The organism is Kingella potus (genome assembly GCF_900451175.1).
In the GTDB taxonomy this organism is placed as follows: Bacteria; Pseudomonadota; Gammaproteobacteria; order Burkholderiales; family Neisseriaceae; genus Neisseria; species Neisseria potus.
The window spans coordinates 302,203-319,592 of record NZ_UGJJ01000002.1 but is presented as its reverse complement, the minus strand read 5'-3'; the positions used below and the strand labels follow the sequence as shown (position 1 = coordinate 319,592).

The window sequence follows — 17,390 nt, the reverse complement described above, 5'->3', positions numbered from 1 at the left end:
CTCTACTGCGTTTTGCCGTTTGAAAACGGCGCGGCCTAGCGGCCGCCGCGTGCGGCCTGCCAGGCGGCGTTGAGGCGTTCGCCTGCCTGTTGCAGGGCGTTGTCGTCGGCGGCTTTCTGCTGCCGCATCTGTTCGAGCTGCTGCGTGTAGGTTTGGATGTCGGCCTCGGCGGCGGCTTTGCGCTGCTGCGCGCCGGTCAGTTTTTCCTCGACGAAAGCCAGCTTGGAGCCGGTGCTGTTTTGTTCGGACAGGGCCTGGCGGAAAGCGGCCTGTGCGCTGAGCAGCTCGTCGGCCGCGTCGGCGCAGGCAAAGGGCGCGGCGGCCAAAACGAGTGTGGCGAAAAACGGTCGGGCGTTCATTCTGTTCTCCTTAAACAAAAAAACAAAAAACGGCAGTCGGACGGCCTATCCGGCGCAGACGATTTTGTGCTGTTCGCCGGTAAGCGAATTGGGCGGGATGGCCATCGGGCGGATGTCCACGGCGGTGTAGGTTTCGTCGGAAACGATTTTGCCTTTGTCGTCGTAGAGGGTGGAGGAAACGAGGCGGAAGGTTTTGTTGGTGCAGTGCATTTCCCAAGTGCTGATGGCGGTTTTGTAGGGCGGCACATTGACGAAGCGTTCGTTTTTCATATCGACGACGATTTTGCGGTCGCGGAAGGTAACGAGCGGGCCGTTGCGGCGGATGCTGTTTTTGTCGAGCGCGAGCATCAGATTGCCGTTGCCGGCTTCGCCCAGATTGTACCAATCGCCGCCGGTCTGCGGCACGTTGGCGGGGCAGCCGGCCAGTATCAGGACGGCGGCGAGGGCGGCGGCGGACAGGCGCAGAGGGCGTTTGGCGTTCATTTGCTATCCTTTCAGACGGCCTTTAAAATAACGCGCCCATTATAACGGAAAACCCTTTATGTCCAAGCCGCGCGCGATTGAGATTCTGAACGAGGTGTTCGGCTACCCCGCGTTCCGCGGCAGCCAGGAAGAAATCGTCGGAACGCTCGCGGCGGGGCAGAGCCTGCTGGTGCTGATGCCCACCGGCGGCGGCAAATCGCTGTGCTACCAGATTCCCGCGCTGATGCGCGACGGCGTGGCCGTAGTGGTTTCCCCGCTCATCGCGCTGATGAACGACCAGGTTGCCAACCTGCGCACGGCGGGCGTGCATTGTGCGGCGGTACACAGCGGCACGCCGCCCGAAGAAACGCGGCAGATAGCCGAAGACATCGCAACAGGCCGTCTGAAGCTGCTCTACGTCTCCCCCGAACGGCTGGTTACCGAACGTTTCCTGCGTTTTCTCGACCACACCGCCGTCAGCCTGTTCGCCATCGACGAAGCCCACTGCGTCAGCCAGTGGGGACACGACTTCCGTCCCGAATACCGCCGGCTCGGCCTTTTGGCCGGGCGTTATCCCGACATCCCGCGCATCGCCCTCACCGCCACCGCCGACGCGGAAACTCGCGCCGACATCAAACACTACCTCCGCCTCGAAAACGCCCCCGAATTTGTCGCCGGCTTCGACCGCCCCAACATCTACTACCAAGTCGTCGAGAAAAACGGCGGCAAAAAGCAGCTTTTGCAGTTTGTCAAACGGCAAAACGGCGAAAGCGGCATCGTTTACTGCCTGAGCCGCAAAAAAGCCGACGACACCGCCGCCTTTTTAAACGAAAACGGCATAGCCGCCGCCGCCTACCACGCGGGTATGTCCATGGCCGAACGCGAAGCCGCGCAACACCGCTTCACCCACGAAGACGGCCTCGTCATCGCCGCCACTGTCGCCTTCGGCATGGGCATAGACAAACCCGACGTACGCTTTGTCGCCCATCTCGATATGCCCCAGAGCATCGAACACTTCTATCAGGAAAGCGGCCGCGCCGGACGCGACGGCCTCCCCGCCGAAAGCTGGCTGTGCTACGGCCTCAACGACTACGCCCTCTTGCGCGAACGCATACAGACCGGCGGCAGCGGCGAATTTCAAAAACAAATCGAGCTGCAAAAGCTCGATGCCATGTTTGCCGTGTGCGAAACCTCCGAATGCCGCCGTGCCGCCCTGCTGCGCCACTTCGGCGAAACCATCCCGCCCTGCGGCCACTGCGACAACTGCCTGCACCCGCCCGTGCGGCAGGATGCCACCGAAAACGTCCGCAAGCTCCTGAGCTGCATCTACCGCGCCGGCCAACGTTTCGGCGCCGGCTACATCACCAACATCCTGCGCGGCAAAGCCGACCAATGGATACGCGACAACCGCCACGAACAGCTCTCCACCTACGGCATCGGCGCCAACCTGTCCGACAAAGAATGGCGCGGCATCATCCGCCAGTGCATCGGCCTGGGCTACCTCGAAACCGACCCGCAGCACTACCACGCCCTGCGCCTGACCGAAGCCGCCGTTCCCGTGCTCAAAGGCAGCCAAACCGTCCTGCTGCGCCCGCCCAAGCGCGAAAAAGGCGCAGAGCGCAGCCCGAAAGAAACCTGGCTGCGCACCGAGCGCGAAGAACGCCTCTGGCAGGCGCTGCGCCAATGGCGGCAAACCCTCGCCCGCGCCGAAGAAATACCCGCCTACATGATCTGCGGCGATGCCACCCTGCGCGATCTGGTCAGAAAACAGCCGCACACCACCGACCGGCTCCACGACATCTACGGCCTGGGCGAAGCCAAAATCCGCAGATTCGGCGCACAAATCCTCGCCGTCTGCCAAAATGCCGCCGCAGAAGGGAGGCCGTCTGAAAACCCTGCGGAACCGTTTTCAGACGGCCTCGAAACACCCGCACCCGCCCACCCCCGCCGCCGCGAACTCGAAGCCGCCCTGCAACAATGGCGGCAGCAGCGCGCCAATGAAGAAAACGCCGCCCCGCACACCGTCTGCCCCGACGACAGCATCGCCGACCTCGCCGCCTTCCCGCCCGCCGAAGCCGGCGACCTTGCCACCGTATACGGCCTCGGCAGCACCCGCACCGCCAAATACGGCACGGAAATCCTCGCCCTCTGCCGCCCATTTGCCGACGGCCTCACCCCCGAAGCGCAACGCCGCCGCCGCCTTGTGCGCCGCCTTACCGCATGGTGTGCCGCCACCGCCGCCGCCGAAAACGAAGAAACCTTCCGCATCCTCAGCAAAAACACCCTCCGCGCCCTCGCCGCCAAGCAGCCGCACACCCCTGAAGCCCTCGCCGCCGTATACGGCATGAACGAAGACAAAACCACCCGTTACGGCAAGGCCGTCCTCGAAATCATCCGCCAAGAGGCCGTCTGAAAACCGCTTTTCAAGCAACCGTTTGCAAGGTTACGCATCCGCCCGAATAGTATTTTCAGACGGCCTGTCCCTCCCGTCCGGCCAGCCGGCACAAATGCCGCCCCATGCCCGTCAAAGCAGAAAATGCGTGCGCCGCCTTGTACCCCATCCCGCCCGCAGCGGCAGCTTCTCCTTCCGTCCGTCCCGCCACGGCAAGATCCCTCTTTATACCCGCTTACCAAGTACGCCCGACAGGAGTAGAATCCCTACCCGCAACACCCTCCTGCCGGCGGCTTCCGGCGGATTCGGTTGTCAGAACGAGCCTGCCGCAAGCCCGTCCGGTTTTACAACACCTCAGTTTGAAGGAGCTTCACAATGAAAGCAGCACGGTTTTACGACAAAGGCGACATCCGCATCGAAGACATCCCCGAGCCCACAGTCGCTCCCGGCACAGTCGGCATCAACGTCGCCTGGTGCGGCATCTGCGGCACCGACCTGCACGAATTTATGGAAGGCCCGATTTTCATCCCGCCCTGCGGCCACCCGCACCCGATTTCCGGCGAGTCCGCACCCGTAACCATGGGACATGAATTTTCCGGCGTGGTGTATGCCGTCGGCGAAGGTGTGGACGACATCAAAGTCGGCCAGCACGTCGTCGTCGAACCCTACATCGTGCGGGACGACACCCCCACCGGTCCGGGCAGCAACTACCACCTCTCCAAAGACATGAACTTCATCGGCCTGGGCGGCCGCGGCGGCGGCCTCTCGGAAAAAATCGCCGTCAAACGCCGCTGGGTGCACCCGATTTCCGACAAAATCCCGCTGGATCAGGCAGCCTTGATCGAGCCTTTGTCCGTCGGCCACCACGCCTTTGTGCGCAGCGGCGCGAAAGCGGGCGATGTGGCCCTCGTGGGCGGCGCAGGTCCCATCGGCCTGCTGCTGGCGGCGGTGTTGAAAGCCAAAGGCCTGAAAGTCATCATTACCGAGCTGAGCAAAGCGCGCAAAGAAAAAGCCCGCGAAGCCGGCGTGGCCGACTACATCCTCGACCCGTCGGAAACCGACATTGTCGAAGAAGTGCGCAAGCTCACCAACGGCGAAGGCGTGGATGTGGCTTTCGAATGCACCAGCGTCAACAAAGTGATGGATACCCTGATCGAAGCCTGCAAACCCACCGCCAAAATGGTCATCGTGTCCATTTGGAGCCATCCGGCCACCATCAACGTACACAGCGTGGTGATGAAAGAGCTGGACGTGCGCGGCACCATCGCCTACTGCAACGACCATCAGGAAACCATCAAGCTGGTGGAAGAAGGCAAAATCAACCTCGAGCCCTTCATCACCCAGCGCATCAAACTCGACGAGCTGATTTCCGAAGGCTTCGAGCGTCTGATCCACAACAACGAATCTGCGGTGAAGATTATCGTCAGCCCGAATCTGTAAGCCGCTTTGCATGAACAAAGGCCGTCTGAAAACATTTTCAGACGGCCTTTACGTGCGTGGAAGATAATGGCAGGAGCGTGCTGCGGACGGTTGCAGAAACACGTGCGTGGCAAAGCCGCACACCCTACAACAATCCTGCGTAGGGTGTGTCGCTCCAAGGCGACGCACGCGCTCCCCGCCGTCTCAGTAAAAAAGGCCGTCTGAAAACCTGATTGGCAGCAGGTTTTTCCAGACGGCCTTTTTGCTTTTTCAGACGGCCTCCCGTATCAGCCGTTCCGGCCGTCTGAAAACATCAAACATCAGCGGGCTTGGCAGACGGTTTCCACTTTGTTGCCGTAGGGATCGGTAAACTCAAAAACGGCCTCGCCGCCTTTCTGATGCCACTCGGTCGCTTTGCCGTAGAGGCCGTTAGCCGACACATAGCGTTCGCCCGAAGCGGACACATCGGCGGAGAGCACCACGGCCTGTCCGTCCAAATCCAACTTGATCCGGTCGCTGCCCATGCTGTTTACCTGCACCGACAGGCCGTTTCGGCAACCGAAGCGGCTGCCCGCATCTTTTTCCCCACGGCGTTCGTGTTTTTCCCCACGGTGTTCGTGGTGGCGGTCTTGTCCGTGGCGGTGGCCGTGATGGTGTCCGTGTCCGTGTTCGGAACGTCCTTCGGGTGCGGCGCAGGCAGCCAAAGCCAAAACGGCGGCCAGAGCGGGCAGGAATTTTGCTTTCATGTGTTCACTCCTCAAAAAATAAAACAAACAAAACGGAAAACGCAGCAAAGCTGCCGCGCCATCTTAATCGGCGGACACAGACGCGGACAATACCGGTTAACCCGAATTTACCCGCCGCCAGCCCGGTGCCGCCCGATACGGCGGGGCGAAACAGCAAAGGCACAAAGCCGCAGCCTTTTTATTTTGCTCCACTATAAAAACGCGTTAAATGCTTGCCGTGCCAAAAAATTTGCTTTACCCTGCGCCGGCCTGAAACTTCGGGCAGACACATAAGGAAACCGCAATATGAACAAAAAAACAGCTTTACTGGCCGCGCTCGCCCTGACCGCAGCCGTACACACCGCCTCAGCCAAAGACATCAAAATCCAGGAAAACTCCGCCGGCCTGGATGAAACGCTGACGCAGAATCTGGCCAACACCGCCGTATCGATGGGCGTAAAAGAGCCGCTGACGATTAAAAAATCCGGCGACGGCGTAAGCATCTCCGGCAGCAACGCCACCCGATGCAATATCAAGCTCAACGACGGAAAAATCGCCGGCGTAAGCTGCAAATAAACCCCGCGCAACAACAAAAAGGCCGTCTGAAAACGATTTTTCAGACGGCCTTTTTCCGTATCGCGCTGCCTTGCCCGCTTATTTTCCTTCCGAAGCGGCAGAGGCGGCAGCTTGCGCAGAAGCATTGTTTTTAAACCATTTCCGTTCGATTTCGGCATACGTGCCGTCGGCTTTTACCGCCGCCAGCCCTTTGTTGATTTTTTCGCGCAGGCCGTCGTTGCGGCCTTTTTTCAGCGCGAAGCCGTAATGCTCTTTCGGAAACGAGGGATCGACAAACATATTGTATTTCACACCCGGATTGTTGGCGACGAAATACTGGACGACTCCGTTATCTCCCACCGCAGCATCCACGCCGCCGGCGGCCAGCTCTTTAAACGCCAGCGGCATATTCTCGAAACGGCGGATGAGTTTGCTGTCTTTGCCCTGCAAATCCTGCAAAATCAAATCGGCGGTGGTGCCGTTCTGCACCGACACGCTGCGGTTTTTCAAATCGGCGAAAGACTGGATGTCGCTGCCCTTTTCAGAGGTAACAATCATCTGTGTCGCCTCGAAATAGGGGTCGGTAAAATCGACTATCTGTTTGCGCTCGTCGGTGATGGTAATACTGGCAAGGGCGACATCGCTGTCGCCTTTGGCCACATTGGCGAAAATGCCTTCAAAGGGCGTGTTGACGAAATTGAATTTGATACCTTCCTTTTCGCCCGCCGCAGCAAGAATGTCGCGCGAGAAGCCGACCACCTGCTCGCCTTCCATATATTCCAGCGGAGCATAGGCCGCGTCGGTGGCAACGATGTATTCCTGCTGTGCCGCACCCTGTGCGCCCGAAGCGGCCTGCTGCGCCGAACCTTCCTGCGAGCAGGCGGCCAACAGCAGCAAAGCGGCGGCCGCAGCGGCAAAAGTTTTATCAAACATAGCGTGTCCTTAAAGATTTTTAACAGGCGCGGCATGATACAGAATGCCGGGATAAGCGGCAAGCGGCGGAAAAGGCTTGCTGGCCGCCGCCGCAAGCAGGCAGAATAGCGGCTTTCCGTTTTCAGACGGCCTTTGCGCCGCAGGATTTTTTATGGACACCTCCCCTGTTTTCCCCTCCGTGCGCGAAGGATACCGCTGCGGCTTTATCGCCATCGTCGGCCGCCCCAATGTGGGCAAATCCACGCTGATGAACCATTTGATCGGTCAAAAAGTCAGCATCACCAGCAAAAAGGCACAAACCACGCGCAACCGCGTAACCGGAATATACACCTGCGACACCGCGCAATTCGTGTTCGTCGATACCCCGGGCTTCCAAACCGACCACCGCAACGCGCTCAACGACCGCCTCAACCAAAACGTAACCGAAGCATTGGGCGGCGTGGATGTCATCGTATTTGTTGTCGAAGCCATGCGTTTTACCGAAGCCGACCGTACGGTCATGAAACAGCTTCCGCCGCACACGCCGGTTATCCTTGCCGTCAACAAAATCGACAAAGACAAGGCGAAAGACAAAGCCGCGCTGCAGCATTTTATCGACGGCATCCGCGCCGGATTCGATTTTGCCGCCTGCGAAGTCGTCAGCGCGAAACACGGCCTGCGCATTGCCAATCTGCTCGAAACGATCGAGCCTTTCCTGCCCGAGGGTATTCCGCTGTATCCCGACGATATGGTTACCGACAAATCCGCCCGTTTCCTCGCCATGGAAATCGTGCGTGAAAAACTGTTCCGCTATTTGGGCGAAGAGCTGCCCTATGCGATGAATGTGGAAGTGGAACAATTCGACGAGCAGGAGGGCATCAACCATATCTACATCGCGGTGCTGGTGGACAAGGAAAACCAAAAACCGATGGTCATCGGCAAAGGCGGGGAAAAGCTGAAAAAAATCTCCACCGAAGCCAGGCTGGACATGGAAAAGCTCTTCGGCTGCAAAGTGTTCCTGAAAGTGTGGGTGAAAGTGAAATCCGGCTGGGCGGACGATGTCCGCTTTTTGAACGAGCTGGGTTTGTAAACCGGCAATCTTAAGAGGCCGTCTGAAAAACAAATATTCCGCCTTTTCCGCCGCAGCGGCTGCCAAACCCGCAAAGAGCCGTATCGGAACCGGCGGCCTGCGGCACGGACAAGGTTGGCGCACGGCAGGCGCAGCCATACGGATACAAAAACGGTTGGCCGCCGCGCTGCGGATTCGGTTTGCCCGATGCGTTTTCAGACGGCCTCCACGCTTTGAGGCCGTCTGAAAACCGCGCCGCCGCAGTTGGCAGACACGGCTTTAACTTTTATACTTGCCCGCGTTTTTTTGCCCGTCTGCCGCCATGCTCCTGCCCGCCCTCGCTTTTGCCCGCAGCCTGCTCGAAGGCCGTCTGAAAAACGGCGGACGCGCCCTAGACGGCACGGCGGGCAACGGCTTCGATACGCTGCTGCTGGCGCGGCTGGTCGGCACAACGGGCAGGGTGTGGGCGTTCGACATCCAAACGCAGGCTCTGGAAAACACCAGAGGCCGTCTGAAAGCGGCGGGCGCGGAGGCGCAGGTGCGGCTGGTTTGCGACAGCCACGCCAATCTGTCCCGCCATATCGCAGAGCCGCTCGATGCCGCCGTGTTCAATTTCGGCTACCTGCCCGGCGGCGACAAAAGCCTTGCCACCCGTGCCGACACCAGCACCGCCGCACTCGAAGCCGCGCTTTCCCTGCTCGCCGACGGCGGCATTCTGACAGCGGTGCTGTACGGCGGCCATCCGCAGGGCGCGGAGGAAAGCGCGGCGGTGCAGGCTTGGGCGCGGAACCTGCCGCAGGAGCGGTTTCATGTATTGCGCTACGGCTTTACCAACCAGCGCAACTGCCCGCCGCTGCTGCTGGCGGTGGAAAAACGGCCGCTGCACAACCAACAATAAAATCAAAAGGAACACCGACCATGATGTACATTTGGGCGAAACACGGCCATCTGTTTTTTGTCGCCATGACCGTTCTGCTGTTCAATCTGCGCTACTGGATGCGTTTTGCCAAACCGGAAAAGCCGCTGCCCGCCGTACTCAAAGTGCTGCCGCACCTGAACGACACCACCCTGCTGTTTACCGGCCTGTGGGTCATGACCATCGCCCATTGGACACCGTTCGGCAATGCCGACTGGCTGGGCGTGAAACTGCTGCTGGTCGTGGCCTATGTGTTCGCCGGCATGGCCGCGCTCAAATCCAAACCGCGCTCGCCCAAAGCCTGGCTGTTTTACGTGATAAGCCTGTGCATCATCGGCATCATTTATTATCTGGCGAAATACAAGCCGTTTTAAACGCGGTACAGGCCGTCTGAAACAGCGTTCGGACGGCCTGTCCGACAATATGCCGCAATCGTTTTGTCGGCTATAATCCGCCCGTTTTTTCCACTCCGTCTCCGCGCCGTTACAGCCGTTCCGGCTTTCAGACGGCCTTTTCCACATTACAGGGATTGAAACCATGATAACAACCGCCGAACCGATGAGCGTCAAAGAAACCATCCACAGCTGGATGCGCTATATGTACGAAAACAAAGCGTCCGACCTCTTCATCACAGCAGAATTCCCCCCCGCCGTGAAACTCGACGGCAAACTCACGCCGATTACCGAAAAGCCGCTCACCGCCGGCATCTGCGGCGCGATCGCCCAAGCCCTGATGACGCAGAAACAGCGCGAGGAATTTGAAAACACCAAAGAATGCAACTTCGCCGTCAGCATCGACGGCGTGGCGCGTTTCCGCGTAAACGCCATGATCCAGCGCGGCGCAACGGCACTCGTCATCCGTATCATCAACAGCGTCATCCCGAAAATGGACGAGCTGAAACTGCCCGAAATCCTGAAAAAAGTCGCCATGCAGAAACGCGGGCTGGTCATTTTTGTCGGCGGCACCGGTTCGGGCAAATCCACCTCGCTGGCCGCCATGATCGACTACCGCAACGAAAACAGCTACGGCCACATCATCACCATCGAAGACCCCATCGAATTTGTCCATCCCCACAAAAACTGCATCATCACCCAGCGCGAAGTCGGCGTGGACACCGACAACTGGTTTGCCGCCCTGAAAAACACCCTGCGCCAGGCTCCCGATGTCATCCTGATCGGCGAAATCCGCGACCAGGAAACCATGGAATACGCACTGGCCTTCGCCGAAACCGGCCACCTGTGCATGGCCACCCTCCACGCCAACAGCTCCAACCAGGCACTCGACCGCATCATCAACTTCTTCCCCGAAGAAAAACGCACCCAGCTTCTGACCGACCTCTCCCTCAACCTCCAAGCCTTCGTTTCCCAACGCCTCGTGCCCAAAGAAAACGGCAAAGGCCGTGCGGCGGCGGTGGAAGTGCTGTTGCAGTCGCCGCTGATTTCCGACCTGATTTTGCGCGGCGAAGTGCACGGCATCAAAGAAATCATGAAAAAATCCACCGACATCGGTATGCAGACCTTCGACCAGGCCCTGTACGAACTCTTTGAAAGCGGCCAGATTTCCTACGCCGAAGCCATCAAAAACGCCGACTCGGCCAACGACCTGCGCCTGGCCATCCAGCTCAAAAGCCGGCGCGGCCAAAACGCTGGCATCGACTTCGAGCTTTTATAAACACACAGGCCGCCTGAAAAACGGTTTTCAGACGGCCTCACCACACACACGCCCATGCACTGTTTCAGCCTCCACACCGAACACGACCGGCACATCGGTTTCTTCGTCATGACCCCCGACAACGAACACGAACAGCCGCCCCAATCCGGACGCTTCCTCGTCAAACTGCAAAGCGAAACCCCGCCCGATGCCGCCGCCGTCCGCGTCCTCACCCCCTTTTGCGACAGCAGCCGCGCGGGCATTTGGCGTTTGCAGGGCGAACGCGTCGAACTCTACACCGGCGAAGGCACACCCGCAGGCCGCATCCGCAACGAATACCTTACCATAAGCGGGCAGACCTTCATTCTGAACGACCTGGACGGAGTGTTCTGACATGGAGAGCATGTACATCCTCGTCCCCATCAGCCTGATACTCGGCGCACTCATCATCTACTTTTTCTGGTGGTCGGGCAAAACCGGCCAGTTCGACGACCTCGAAGGCCCCGCCCACCGCATCCTGATGGACGACGACAGCTACCGCGAGCCGCAACACCCCCAAAAAAGCGGCACGCCTGCCGAAAGCAGCCGAAACGGAGAACAACCATGAGCGGAAACAGCTTCGCCTTCGCCAAAACCCGCCGCTTCGCCCCCCTCTTCGGCACACAATTTCTCGGCGCGTTCAACGACAACCTGTTCAAAACCGCCCTGTTCGTCATGATCAGCTACCACGGCCTCGGCGCAAACAGCATTCTCCCCCCCGCACAAATGCTCAACCTCGGCTCGCTGCTCTTCATCCTTCCCTACTTCCTCTTCTCCTCTATTTCCGGACAGCTCAGCACCCGCTTCGACAAAGCCCGCTTCGCCCGCGTCATCAAAATCCTCGAAATCCTCATCATGGCCGTTGCCGCCTACGGCTTCCACATCCAATCCGCCCCCCTGCTTTTGGCCATGCTCTTCTGCATGGGTGCGCAATCCACCCTGTTCGGCCCGCTCAAATACGCCATCCTCCCCGACTACCTCGGCGAAAAAGACCTTATGATGGGCAACAGCCTCATCGAATCGGGTACCTTCCTCGCCATCCTGCTCGGCCAAATCCTCGGCACCATGGCCGCCGACTGGCCGCACGGCATCGTCATGACCCTCGTCGTCCTTATCGCCGCCGCCGGCACGTTCACCTCCTTCTTTATGCCCTACGTCGGCGCGAAAAACCCCGCCCAGAAAATCGACCCCAACATCCTGCGCAGCACCAAGCAGCTCCTCAAAGACACCTTTGCCCAAAAAGAACTCTACACCGCCATCATCGGCATCTCCTGGTTTTGGCTCATCGGCGCGGTGTACACCACCCAGCTCCCCACCTTTACCCAAAAACACCTCGGCGGCAACGACAGCGTTTTCAACCTCATGCTCGCCCTCTTCTCCGTCGGCATCGCCGCAGGCTCCGTCCTGTGCAGCAAAATCAGCCGCCACCGCCTGCACCTGCGCCTTGTTTCCGCCGGCACCATCGGCCTTACCATCTTCGGCATACTCCTCGTCCGCCTCACCCACGGACAATACTACAATCCCGCCGAACTCCAAGGCATAGCCGGCTTCCTTGCCCGCGCCGATGCCTATCCCGTCATCCTCTGCATGACCGCCATCGGCTTCTTCGGCGGCTTTTTCTCCGTCCCCCTCTACACCTGGCTGCAAACCGCCAGCAGCGACGAATTCCGCGCCAACGCCGTTGCCGCCAACAACATCGTCAACGGCCTCTTCATGGTGGCCGCCGCCCTCATCAGCGCAGTCCTGCTCCTGCTTACCGACAGCATCGCCCTCCTCTACCTTGCCGCCGCCCTCGGCAACCTCGGCCTGCTCGCCTACCTCGTCAAACTCGACCGCCGCTTCATCCGTCGCGGCTGAACCATACGCCCCACGCGCGCTTACCAAACTTTTCAGACGGCCGGTATTGATACCGGCCGTCTGAAAACCATATAGCCGCCGTTTCCCCAACCGACCAAACACAGAAAGGCCGTCTGAAATGACCACACCCGCTCCCGAAGACTACATCCCCGCCTTCCGCCGCCGCAAAATCGACGAAACCGGCCTGCTGCGCAAACTCGCCCGACACGCCGTCCGCCTCGGCACACCCGCCGTCCGCCAAATCTACGCCCTCTACTACCTCTACCGCTCGCCGGATACCCCCGCCAAAGCCAAGTTCACCATCGCCGCCGCCCTGCTCTACTTCGTCAGCCCCGTCGACACCATCCCCGACCTGCTGCTGCCCTTGGGCTTTACCGACGACATAGCCGTACTCGCCATCGCCTACTCGCAAATCAAAACCCACCTTACCGAAGACATCCTCGCACGCGCCCGCGAAGCCGCCGACCGGCTGCTGCGCCGCTAGACCCGCCGCCCCACTTGCCGAGCGCGGCAATTGCAGATAGAATCCGCCCCCTTATTCTCTTCATACCTCAAAGCGGGTCGGTAGCTCAGGGGTTAGAGCAGGGGACTCATAATCCCTTGGCCGTGGGTTCGAACCCCACCCGACCCACCAATATTCAAGCCCGAACGGTTGTTCGGGCTTTTTCTTATTCTGAAAACGGATTTTCTCAGTCGGACTGATTCGGTGCCGGGCAAAAGTTTCAAGCCGCAGACGGCTCCCTTTGCCTCCGCACCAATGCCAACGGCGGCGGATGGTGCGCGGCGTTTGCAGGGTTTTCACACCGCATCCGCGATTCCCTGCCGCATTCTTCCTCCGATACCTGCAATATCTTTTTTCCATTCAGCTTAAAGACCGAAATGCCGCATCAGGGCGGTGGAGGCCGTCTGAAAGATGTCGGTGTTCCCGTAAGGGTCGGCGGCGGTGTCGGCGGGGATTTTCCGCAGCCAGGTAAGCTGGCGTTTGGCGAGCTGGCGGGTGGCGGCGGTGCCGCGTTCGACAAATTCGCGGTATGAAGCGTTGCCTGCCAGAAAGTCCCATGCCTGGCGGTAGCCGACGCAGCGCATGGAAGTGTGTTCGGCGGTGAGTGCAGGGTAGTCGGTTTGCAGGCGGCGCATTTCATCGAGCAATCCCTGTTCTATCATGGTGTGGAAACGGGCGGCGATGGTGTCGTGCAGACGGGCGCGGTCGTTGGGAATCAGGGCGAAGGTGTGCAGGTCGAGCGGCGGCGGTGCCGATTTGCGGGCGGCGAGGTGCGCGCTCATCGGCTTGCCGGTAATCAGGAAAATTTCCAGAGCGCGTTCGATGCGCTGGCTGTCGGCCGGCTGCAGTCGGGCGGCTGTGGCGGGATCGGCCTGCTGCAAACGGCAGTAGAGTGCGGGCAGGCCGTGCGCGGCTTTGTCGGCCTGCAATTGTGCGCGGACGGCGGGATCGGATTCCGGCAAGTCGTTCAGCCCGCCAGTGAGGGCGTGAAAATACATCATGGTGCCGCCGACGATCAGGGGCAGCCTGCCGCGTGCGGCGGTGTCGCGGCACAGGCGGGCGCAGTCGGCGGCAAATTGTGCCGCGCTGTAACTTTGCAGGGGTGTGATGATGTCGATGAGGTGGTGCGGCACGGCGGCACGTTCGTCGGCGGACGGTTTGGCCGTGCCGATGTCCATGCCTTTGTACACCAGCGCGGAATCGAGGCTGATGATTTCCACGGGAAACCGCTCTGCCAGCCGCAGGGCGAGGCCGGTTTTGCCGGAGGCGGTGGGGCCGGGGATGGCGAATGCTTTGGTCGGACTCATGTTCGTACGGCCTGAAAAAGGCGGGATTCTGAAAAAGGCGGGATTATAGTGCCGCCAGAAAAAATCGCCATCCCGCTGCGGCGGGGCCGGTCATGCCGCAGCTCCGGCGGACGTGCGTTTGCCAAACTTTGAACGCAACTTTCTTGTGCAGGTGCTTTACGGGACAAACAAGGCCGGCACGTATTTTCCCTATGCGGCGGATGGCTGCCGGGCAGGGTTTCGCCGCATAGGGTGGTTTGCTGTTTCGGAGGCTTGGGAAACGGTTTCAGACGGCCTGTTTCTGTGTTTTATGCCGCATAGGCGGCTTCGGCAATCTGTATGACCAGCATTTTGCGTTCGTCGTCGGTCAGACCCTCTACCGTTTGCAGTTCTATGTCGAAGGGGACGGGTGCGCCGCCGTGGCGCGGGGCGAAGGCGAGGATACGGATGGTTTTGCCGTTGCCTGAGGGCATGGAAAACGGCAGGCATCTGCTGCTGTTGAGGATGATACGGCGCGGTTTGCCGCCGATGTCGGCGCGGTAGCTTGCGGCTTTGCCGCCGCTTGTCTTGGCTTCGATTTCCACCAGTTTCCACGGATACGCGCCGCTGTGGTTGATGCCGTCCAACAGATGGCGCAGGCGCGGCAGGGTGCAGAACAGGGAATAGGCAGACAGCCACAGGCAGCCCAGTCCGAGAAAGGCGAAAAAGGCGGCAAACAGGGTGCGGTTGGCGGTTTTTTCTAACGCCAGATTGAGCGTGATGCCGTCGGGGCGGCCGCCGTCGGCAGCAACGGTGGCAAGGCTGTAGCCGTGGCCGGGAGCCAAACCGAAGAAGAAAAACTCTTTTTCGATAGTTTGGCCGTTGTGGCGGATAGTGATTTCGCAGTCGGTAAACACGATTTTGCGGGTTTGGCATTTGCCGCCGATGCCGGCATCGATTTGGTGATAAGCACGGCCGATTTGGTAGTCGGCATAAATGCCTTGCGCCACGCCGCCCGTCCACCAGAGCAGGCCGCAGCCGACGAGTAAGGCGATGACGGCAATGCGGACGACGGAAAGCGGCGAGTTGCCGAGGATGCGTTTCATGGCCAGGGTTTTGGCGGGCGGGGCAAACGGAATTTCGCGCATGGCGGCTCCTTCAATGTGTCGGAAAGGCAAACCCGATAAGGCTATCGCGGCGGCTCTCCTGCCCCGCCACCGGCTTTGCGCCGTACGCACTCGGCCTCGTAAGCCGCGCCCCAGCGGTGCATGGCTGCGATGACCGGTTCGAGGGTGCGCCCGAAATCCGTGAGCGAATATTCCACTTTGGGCGGCACTTGCGGATATACCTCGCGGTGTACGATGCCGTCGGCCTCCAATTCGCGCAACTGCAAGGTCAGCATCCGCTGCGTAACTCCGGGCAGCAGCCGCTGCAATTCGTTAAACCGCCGTGCCTGCGGCAGCAGGTGGTACAGAATCAAGGCTTTCCATTTGCCGCCGATGATGTCCAAAGTGGTGTTTACCGGACAGCGCGCTTCATAGTTTCCCTTGTCCATTGCCGCTCCTTTTGCAGTATAAAAAATGTACGTACTTGTGAAAAAAGCCGTTACCCATATAATACGGGGCATGGAAGAAACGGGCAAGCCCGCAGGCTCCGACAGGCCGTCTGAAAATGGTTTCGCGGCACAGCAAAAAGAAAGGAAACGCCATGAGAATCCCCGAACTCGACCGCATCAACGAATTGGCCCGCCTTGCCAAAACACGCGGTCTGACCGCCGCCGAGCTGTCCGAACGCGCCCTATTGCGCCGCGCCTATCTGGATGCGGTAAAGGGGCAGATCAACGGCCACCTCTCTCATGTAACCGTAATCGACCCCGACGGCAACGATGTAACCCCCGCCGCACTGCGCGATGCGCAGGCACGCAATATGCAGGCCGTCTGAAAACAGGAAACAACGAAAGGAAACAATCATGCGACGCATCAAACACATCTACAACGCCCCGCAAACCCATTGGGTAGGCAACGGCTTCAAGGTTTCCCCGCTGTTTTCGCATATGGGCGAAGACAAGCAAACCAGCCCGTTTTTAATGTTTGACTATGCCGCGCCGATGGAATTTGCGCCCAACAGCGGCACGCCGCGCGGCGTGGGCGGGCATCCGCACCGCGGCTTTGAAACCGTAACCATCGCCTATGCCGGCGAAGTGGCGCACCGCGACAGCAGCGGCGGCGGCGGCGTTATCAAGCAGGGCGATGTGCAATGGATGACCGCCGGCAACGGCATTGTGCACGAAGAATTCCACAGCCCCGAGTTCTCCGAACGCGGCGGCGCGTTTGAAATGGCGCAGCTTTGGGTGAACCTGCCGCGCGATGCCAAACGCACGCCGCCCCGTTACCAGCATCTGCCCGCCGCAGGCATTCCCGTGGTGCAAACCGATGCCGGCAGCGTGCGCGTGATTGCAGGCGAGTTGGACGGGCAGCGCGGCGCGGCGGATACGTTCACCGAAATGAATGTGTGGGACGTGCGCATCCATGCAGGCGCGGAACAGCTTTTCAGGCTGCCCGACAACCACAATCTCGCCATCGTGCTGCGCCACGGCGAAGCCGAGCTGAACGGCGAACGCGCCATCGGCGAAGCCCAGCTTGCCGTATTCGAGCGCGAAGCGGGCGACATCCGCATCCGCAACACGGGCGATGCCGCCGCCGAATTGCTGTTGCTGTCGGGCGTGCCGATTGACGAACCGATTGCCGCCTACGGCCCGTTTGTGATGAACAGCCAAACCGAGCTGGCGGAAAGCATCCGCGAATACAACGCAGGCAAATACGGTTCGCTGGACTGAGCCGCCCTTGCCGTGAGGCCGTCTGAAAACCGTGTTGCACGTTTTCAGACGGCCTCTTTCCATTTTTCCATGACGAATCCGCGTAGGGTGTACCGCCTCAAAGCGACACACGCACTCCCCGACATAAGGCAAAGGCCGTCTGAAAACACAAACAGGCTGTCGGACACGCCGCATCCGTGTGTTCGGACGGCCTCGTTTCCCGTCTTGCCAAACTGCGCAAAAATATCCGCAACCGCGTGCGTTGCTGCGCAACACAACCTACCTGAACGGCAGAGGCCGTCTGAAAACCTGTTTTACGGTTTTCAGACGGCCTCTTGCGCTGTACGGCCTATACCGTTGGCGGGCACATGGCTGCCGCTTTGCCGCAGGGCGGAAATTTTTCCGGCAAAGCGTGTCAGATTCACGCTGCACAAAAAACAGGCAGATAAAAAT

General features: G+C 59.9%; 20 protein-coding genes and 1 tRNA gene. 14 read left to right on the top strand and 7 right to left on the bottom strand.

Annotated features, from left to right (window positions below; translation table 11 throughout):
• Positions 1-35: 35 nt before the first annotated feature.
• Positions 36-359: a hypothetical protein gene (locus DYE40_RS08045; protein ID WP_115308600.1), complete on the bottom strand. Its 324-nt coding sequence runs from the start codon at positions 357-359 to the stop codon at positions 36-38.
• Positions 360-404: 45 nt separating this feature from the next.
• Entirely contained in the window at positions 405-842 is a 438-nt protein-coding gene (locus tag DYE40_RS08040; protein ID WP_115308599.1) for a surface-adhesin E family protein, read from the bottom strand.
• A 58-nt stretch (positions 843-900) separates the two neighbouring features.
• On the opposite strand from DYE40_RS08040, the gene recQ reads away from it, so the two are divergent.
• Both recQ and DYE40_RS08030 read left to right on the top strand, forming a co-directional pair.
• Positions 901-3,234 carry a DNA helicase RecQ gene (gene recQ / locus DYE40_RS08035; protein ID WP_115308598.1) on the top strand — a complete coding sequence of 778 codons (2,334 nt, stop codon included), beginning with the start codon at positions 901-903 and terminating at the stop codon, positions 3,232-3,234.
• A 354-nt stretch (positions 3,235-3,588) separates the two neighbouring features.
• Positions 3,589-4,653 carry a 2,3-butanediol dehydrogenase gene (locus DYE40_RS08030; protein ID WP_115308597.1) on the top strand — a complete coding sequence of 355 codons (1,065 nt, stop codon included), beginning with the start codon at positions 3,589-3,591 and terminating at the stop codon, positions 4,651-4,653.
• Positions 4,654-4,952: 299 nt separating this feature from the next.
• Here the strand turns inward: DYE40_RS08030 and DYE40_RS08025 are convergent, their stop codons facing one another.
• Positions 4,953-5,378 (bottom strand): MliC family protein, encoded by a 426-nt coding sequence (locus DYE40_RS08025; protein WP_115308596.1) that lies wholly within the window; start codon positions 5,376-5,378, stop codon positions 4,953-4,955.
• A gap of 285 nt (positions 5,379-5,663) precedes the next feature.
• Here DYE40_RS08025 and DYE40_RS08020 point away from each other — a divergent pair, with 285 nt between their 5' ends.
• Positions 5,664-5,933: a hypothetical protein gene (locus DYE40_RS08020; RefSeq protein ID WP_115308595.1), complete on the top strand. Its 270-nt coding sequence runs from the start codon at positions 5,664-5,666 to the stop codon at positions 5,931-5,933.
• 78 nt (positions 5,934-6,011) lie between these two features.
• On the opposite strand, the gene DYE40_RS08015 is transcribed toward DYE40_RS08020, so the two are convergent.
• Positions 6,012-6,845, bottom strand: coding sequence for a basic amino acid ABC transporter substrate-binding protein (locus tag DYE40_RS08015; RefSeq protein ID WP_115308594.1), 834 nt, complete (start codon positions 6,843-6,845; stop codon positions 6,012-6,014).
• 151 nt (positions 6,846-6,996) lie between these two features.
• Between DYE40_RS08015 and era the strand changes: the two genes are divergently transcribed.
• The 9 genes from era (at position 6,997) to DYE40_RS07970 (ending at position 12,989) form a co-directional block, all read left to right on the top strand.
• Positions 6,997-7,914 carry a GTPase Era gene (gene era / locus DYE40_RS08010; RefSeq protein ID WP_115308593.1) on the top strand — a complete coding sequence of 306 codons (918 nt, stop codon included), beginning with the start codon at positions 6,997-6,999 and terminating at the stop codon, positions 7,912-7,914.
• A gap of 301 nt (positions 7,915-8,215) precedes the next feature.
• Positions 8,216-8,791, top strand: a complete 576-nt coding sequence (gene mnmM / locus DYE40_RS08005; RefSeq protein ID WP_115308592.1) for a tRNA 5-(aminomethyl)-2-thiouridylate-methyltransferase MnmM — start codon at positions 8,216-8,218, stop codon at positions 8,789-8,791.
• Positions 8,792-8,811: 20 nt separating this feature from the next.
• On the top strand, positions 8,812-9,183 hold the full coding sequence (locus DYE40_RS08000; protein WP_115308591.1) for a SirB2 family protein: 372 nt from the start codon (positions 8,812-8,814) through the stop codon (positions 9,181-9,183).
• A gap of 184 nt (positions 9,184-9,367) precedes the next feature.
• Complete coding sequence (locus tag DYE40_RS07995; protein WP_174901019.1) at positions 9,368-10,480, top strand: PilT/PilU family type 4a pilus ATPase; 1,113 nt, start codon at positions 9,368-9,370, stop codon at positions 10,478-10,480.
• A 54-nt stretch (positions 10,481-10,534) separates the two neighbouring features.
• Positions 10,535-10,852, top strand: a complete 318-nt coding sequence (locus tag DYE40_RS07990) for an HLGFF motif protein (protein ID WP_115308589.1) — start codon at positions 10,535-10,537, stop codon at positions 10,850-10,852.
• Between the two features lies 1 nt (position 10,853).
• Positions 10,854-11,066 (top strand): cbb3-type cytochrome oxidase assembly protein CcoS, encoded by a 213-nt coding sequence (ccoS, locus tag DYE40_RS07985; RefSeq protein WP_115308588.1) that lies wholly within the window; start codon positions 10,854-10,856, stop codon positions 11,064-11,066.
• The gene (locus DYE40_RS07980) at positions 11,063-12,355 is read left to right on the top strand and encodes an MFS transporter (protein WP_115308587.1); all 1,293 of its coding nucleotides are present in this window, start codon (positions 11,063-11,065) and stop codon (positions 12,353-12,355) included. The genes ccoS and DYE40_RS07980 overlap by 4 nt, the downstream gene beginning before the upstream one ends.
• Positions 12,356-12,473: 118 nt before the next feature.
• Positions 12,474-12,839, top strand: a complete 366-nt coding sequence (locus tag DYE40_RS07975; protein ID WP_115308586.1) for a YkvA family protein — start codon at positions 12,474-12,476, stop codon at positions 12,837-12,839.
• A 74-nt stretch (positions 12,840-12,913) separates the two neighbouring features.
• A tRNA-Ile gene (locus DYE40_RS07970) sits at positions 12,914-12,989 on the top strand.
• A 233-nt stretch (positions 12,990-13,222) separates the two neighbouring features.
• Here the strand turns inward: DYE40_RS07970 and miaA are convergent.
• The 3 genes from miaA to DYE40_RS07955 all read right to left on the bottom strand — a co-directional run bounded on the left by miaA (position 13,223) and on the right by DYE40_RS07955 (position 15,677).
• Entirely contained in the window at positions 13,223-14,164 is a 942-nt protein-coding gene (miaA, locus tag DYE40_RS07965) for a tRNA (adenosine(37)-N6)-dimethylallyltransferase MiaA (RefSeq protein WP_115308585.1), read from the bottom strand.
• 287 nt (positions 14,165-14,451) lie between these two features.
• Complete coding sequence (locus DYE40_RS07960; RefSeq protein ID WP_115308584.1) at positions 14,452-15,270, bottom strand: hypothetical protein; 819 nt, start codon at positions 15,268-15,270, stop codon at positions 14,452-14,454.
• A gap of 41 nt (positions 15,271-15,311) precedes the next feature.
• Entirely contained in the window at positions 15,312-15,677 is a 366-nt protein-coding gene (locus tag DYE40_RS07955; RefSeq protein WP_115308583.1) for a winged helix-turn-helix transcriptional regulator, read from the bottom strand.
• Between the two features lie 152 nt (positions 15,678-15,829).
• Between DYE40_RS07955 and DYE40_RS07950 the strand changes: the two genes are divergently transcribed.
• Together DYE40_RS07950 and DYE40_RS07945 are read left to right on the top strand one after the other, a co-directional pair.
• Positions 15,830-16,063, top strand: coding sequence for a DUF896 domain-containing protein (locus DYE40_RS07950; protein ID WP_115308947.1), 234 nt, complete (start codon positions 15,830-15,832; stop codon positions 16,061-16,063).
• Between the two features lie 28 nt (positions 16,064-16,091).
• A complete protein-coding gene (locus DYE40_RS07945) occupies positions 16,092-16,958 on the top strand; it encodes a pirin family protein (protein WP_115308582.1) in 867 nt (288 codons plus the stop codon).
• Positions 16,959-17,390: the final 432 nt, after the last annotated feature.

Bases quoted from the DNA above. Each gene is read 5' to 3' on its own strand.
- DYE40_RS08000 (WP_115308591.1), top strand. From the start codon at position 8,812: ATGATGTACATTTGGGCGAAACACGGCCATCTGTTTTTTGTCGCCATG.
- DYE40_RS08030 (WP_115308597.1), top strand. From the start codon at position 3,589: ATGAAAGCAGCACGGTTTTACGACAAAGGCGACATCCGCATCGAAGAC.
- DYE40_RS08020 (WP_115308595.1), top strand. From the start codon at position 5,664: ATGAACAAAAAAACAGCTTTACTGGCCGCGCTCGCCCTGACCGCAGCC.
- recQ (WP_115308598.1), top strand. From the start codon at position 901: ATGTCCAAGCCGCGCGCGATTGAGATTCTGAACGAGGTGTTCGGCTAC.
- DYE40_RS07990 (WP_115308589.1), top strand. From the start codon at position 10,535: ATGCACTGTTTCAGCCTCCACACCGAACACGACCGGCACATCGGTTTC.
- DYE40_RS07950 (WP_115308947.1), top strand. From the start codon at position 15,830: ATGAGAATCCCCGAACTCGACCGCATCAACGAATTGGCCCGCCTTGCC.
- ccoS (WP_115308588.1), top strand. From the start codon at position 10,854: ATGGAGAGCATGTACATCCTCGTCCCCATCAGCCTGATACTCGGCGCA.
- era (WP_115308593.1), top strand. From the start codon at position 6,997: ATGGACACCTCCCCTGTTTTCCCCTCCGTGCGCGAAGGATACCGCTGC.
- DYE40_RS07995 (WP_174901019.1), top strand. From the start codon at position 9,368: ATGAGCGTCAAAGAAACCATCCACAGCTGGATGCGCTATATGTACGAA.
- DYE40_RS07975 (WP_115308586.1), top strand. From the start codon at position 12,474: ATGACCACACCCGCTCCCGAAGACTACATCCCCGCCTTCCGCCGCCGC.
- DYE40_RS07960 (WP_115308584.1), bottom strand. From the start codon at position 15,270: ATGCGCGAAATTCCGTTTGCCCCGCCCGCCAAAACCCTGGCCATGAAA.
- DYE40_RS07945 (WP_115308582.1), top strand. From the start codon at position 16,092: ATGCGACGCATCAAACACATCTACAACGCCCCGCAAACCCATTGGGTA.
- miaA (WP_115308585.1), bottom strand. From the start codon at position 14,164: ATGAGTCCGACCAAAGCATTCGCCATCCCCGGCCCCACCGCCTCCGGC.
- DYE40_RS08045 (WP_115308600.1), bottom strand. From the start codon at position 359: ATGAACGCCCGACCGTTTTTCGCCACACTCGTTTTGGCCGCCGCGCCC.
- DYE40_RS07955 (WP_115308583.1), bottom strand. From the start codon at position 15,677: ATGGACAAGGGAAACTATGAAGCGCGCTGTCCGGTAAACACCACTTTG.
- mnmM (WP_115308592.1), top strand. From the start codon at position 8,216: ATGCTCCTGCCCGCCCTCGCTTTTGCCCGCAGCCTGCTCGAAGGCCGT.
- DYE40_RS08025 (WP_115308596.1), bottom strand. From the start codon at position 5,378: ATGAAAGCAAAATTCCTGCCCGCTCTGGCCGCCGTTTTGGCTTTGGCT.
- DYE40_RS08040 (WP_115308599.1), bottom strand. From the start codon at position 842: ATGAACGCCAAACGCCCTCTGCGCCTGTCCGCCGCCGCCCTCGCCGCC.
- DYE40_RS07980 (WP_115308587.1), top strand. From the start codon at position 11,063: ATGAGCGGAAACAGCTTCGCCTTCGCCAAAACCCGCCGCTTCGCCCCC.
- DYE40_RS08015 (WP_115308594.1), bottom strand. From the start codon at position 6,845: ATGTTTGATAAAACTTTTGCCGCTGCGGCCGCCGCTTTGCTGCTGTTG.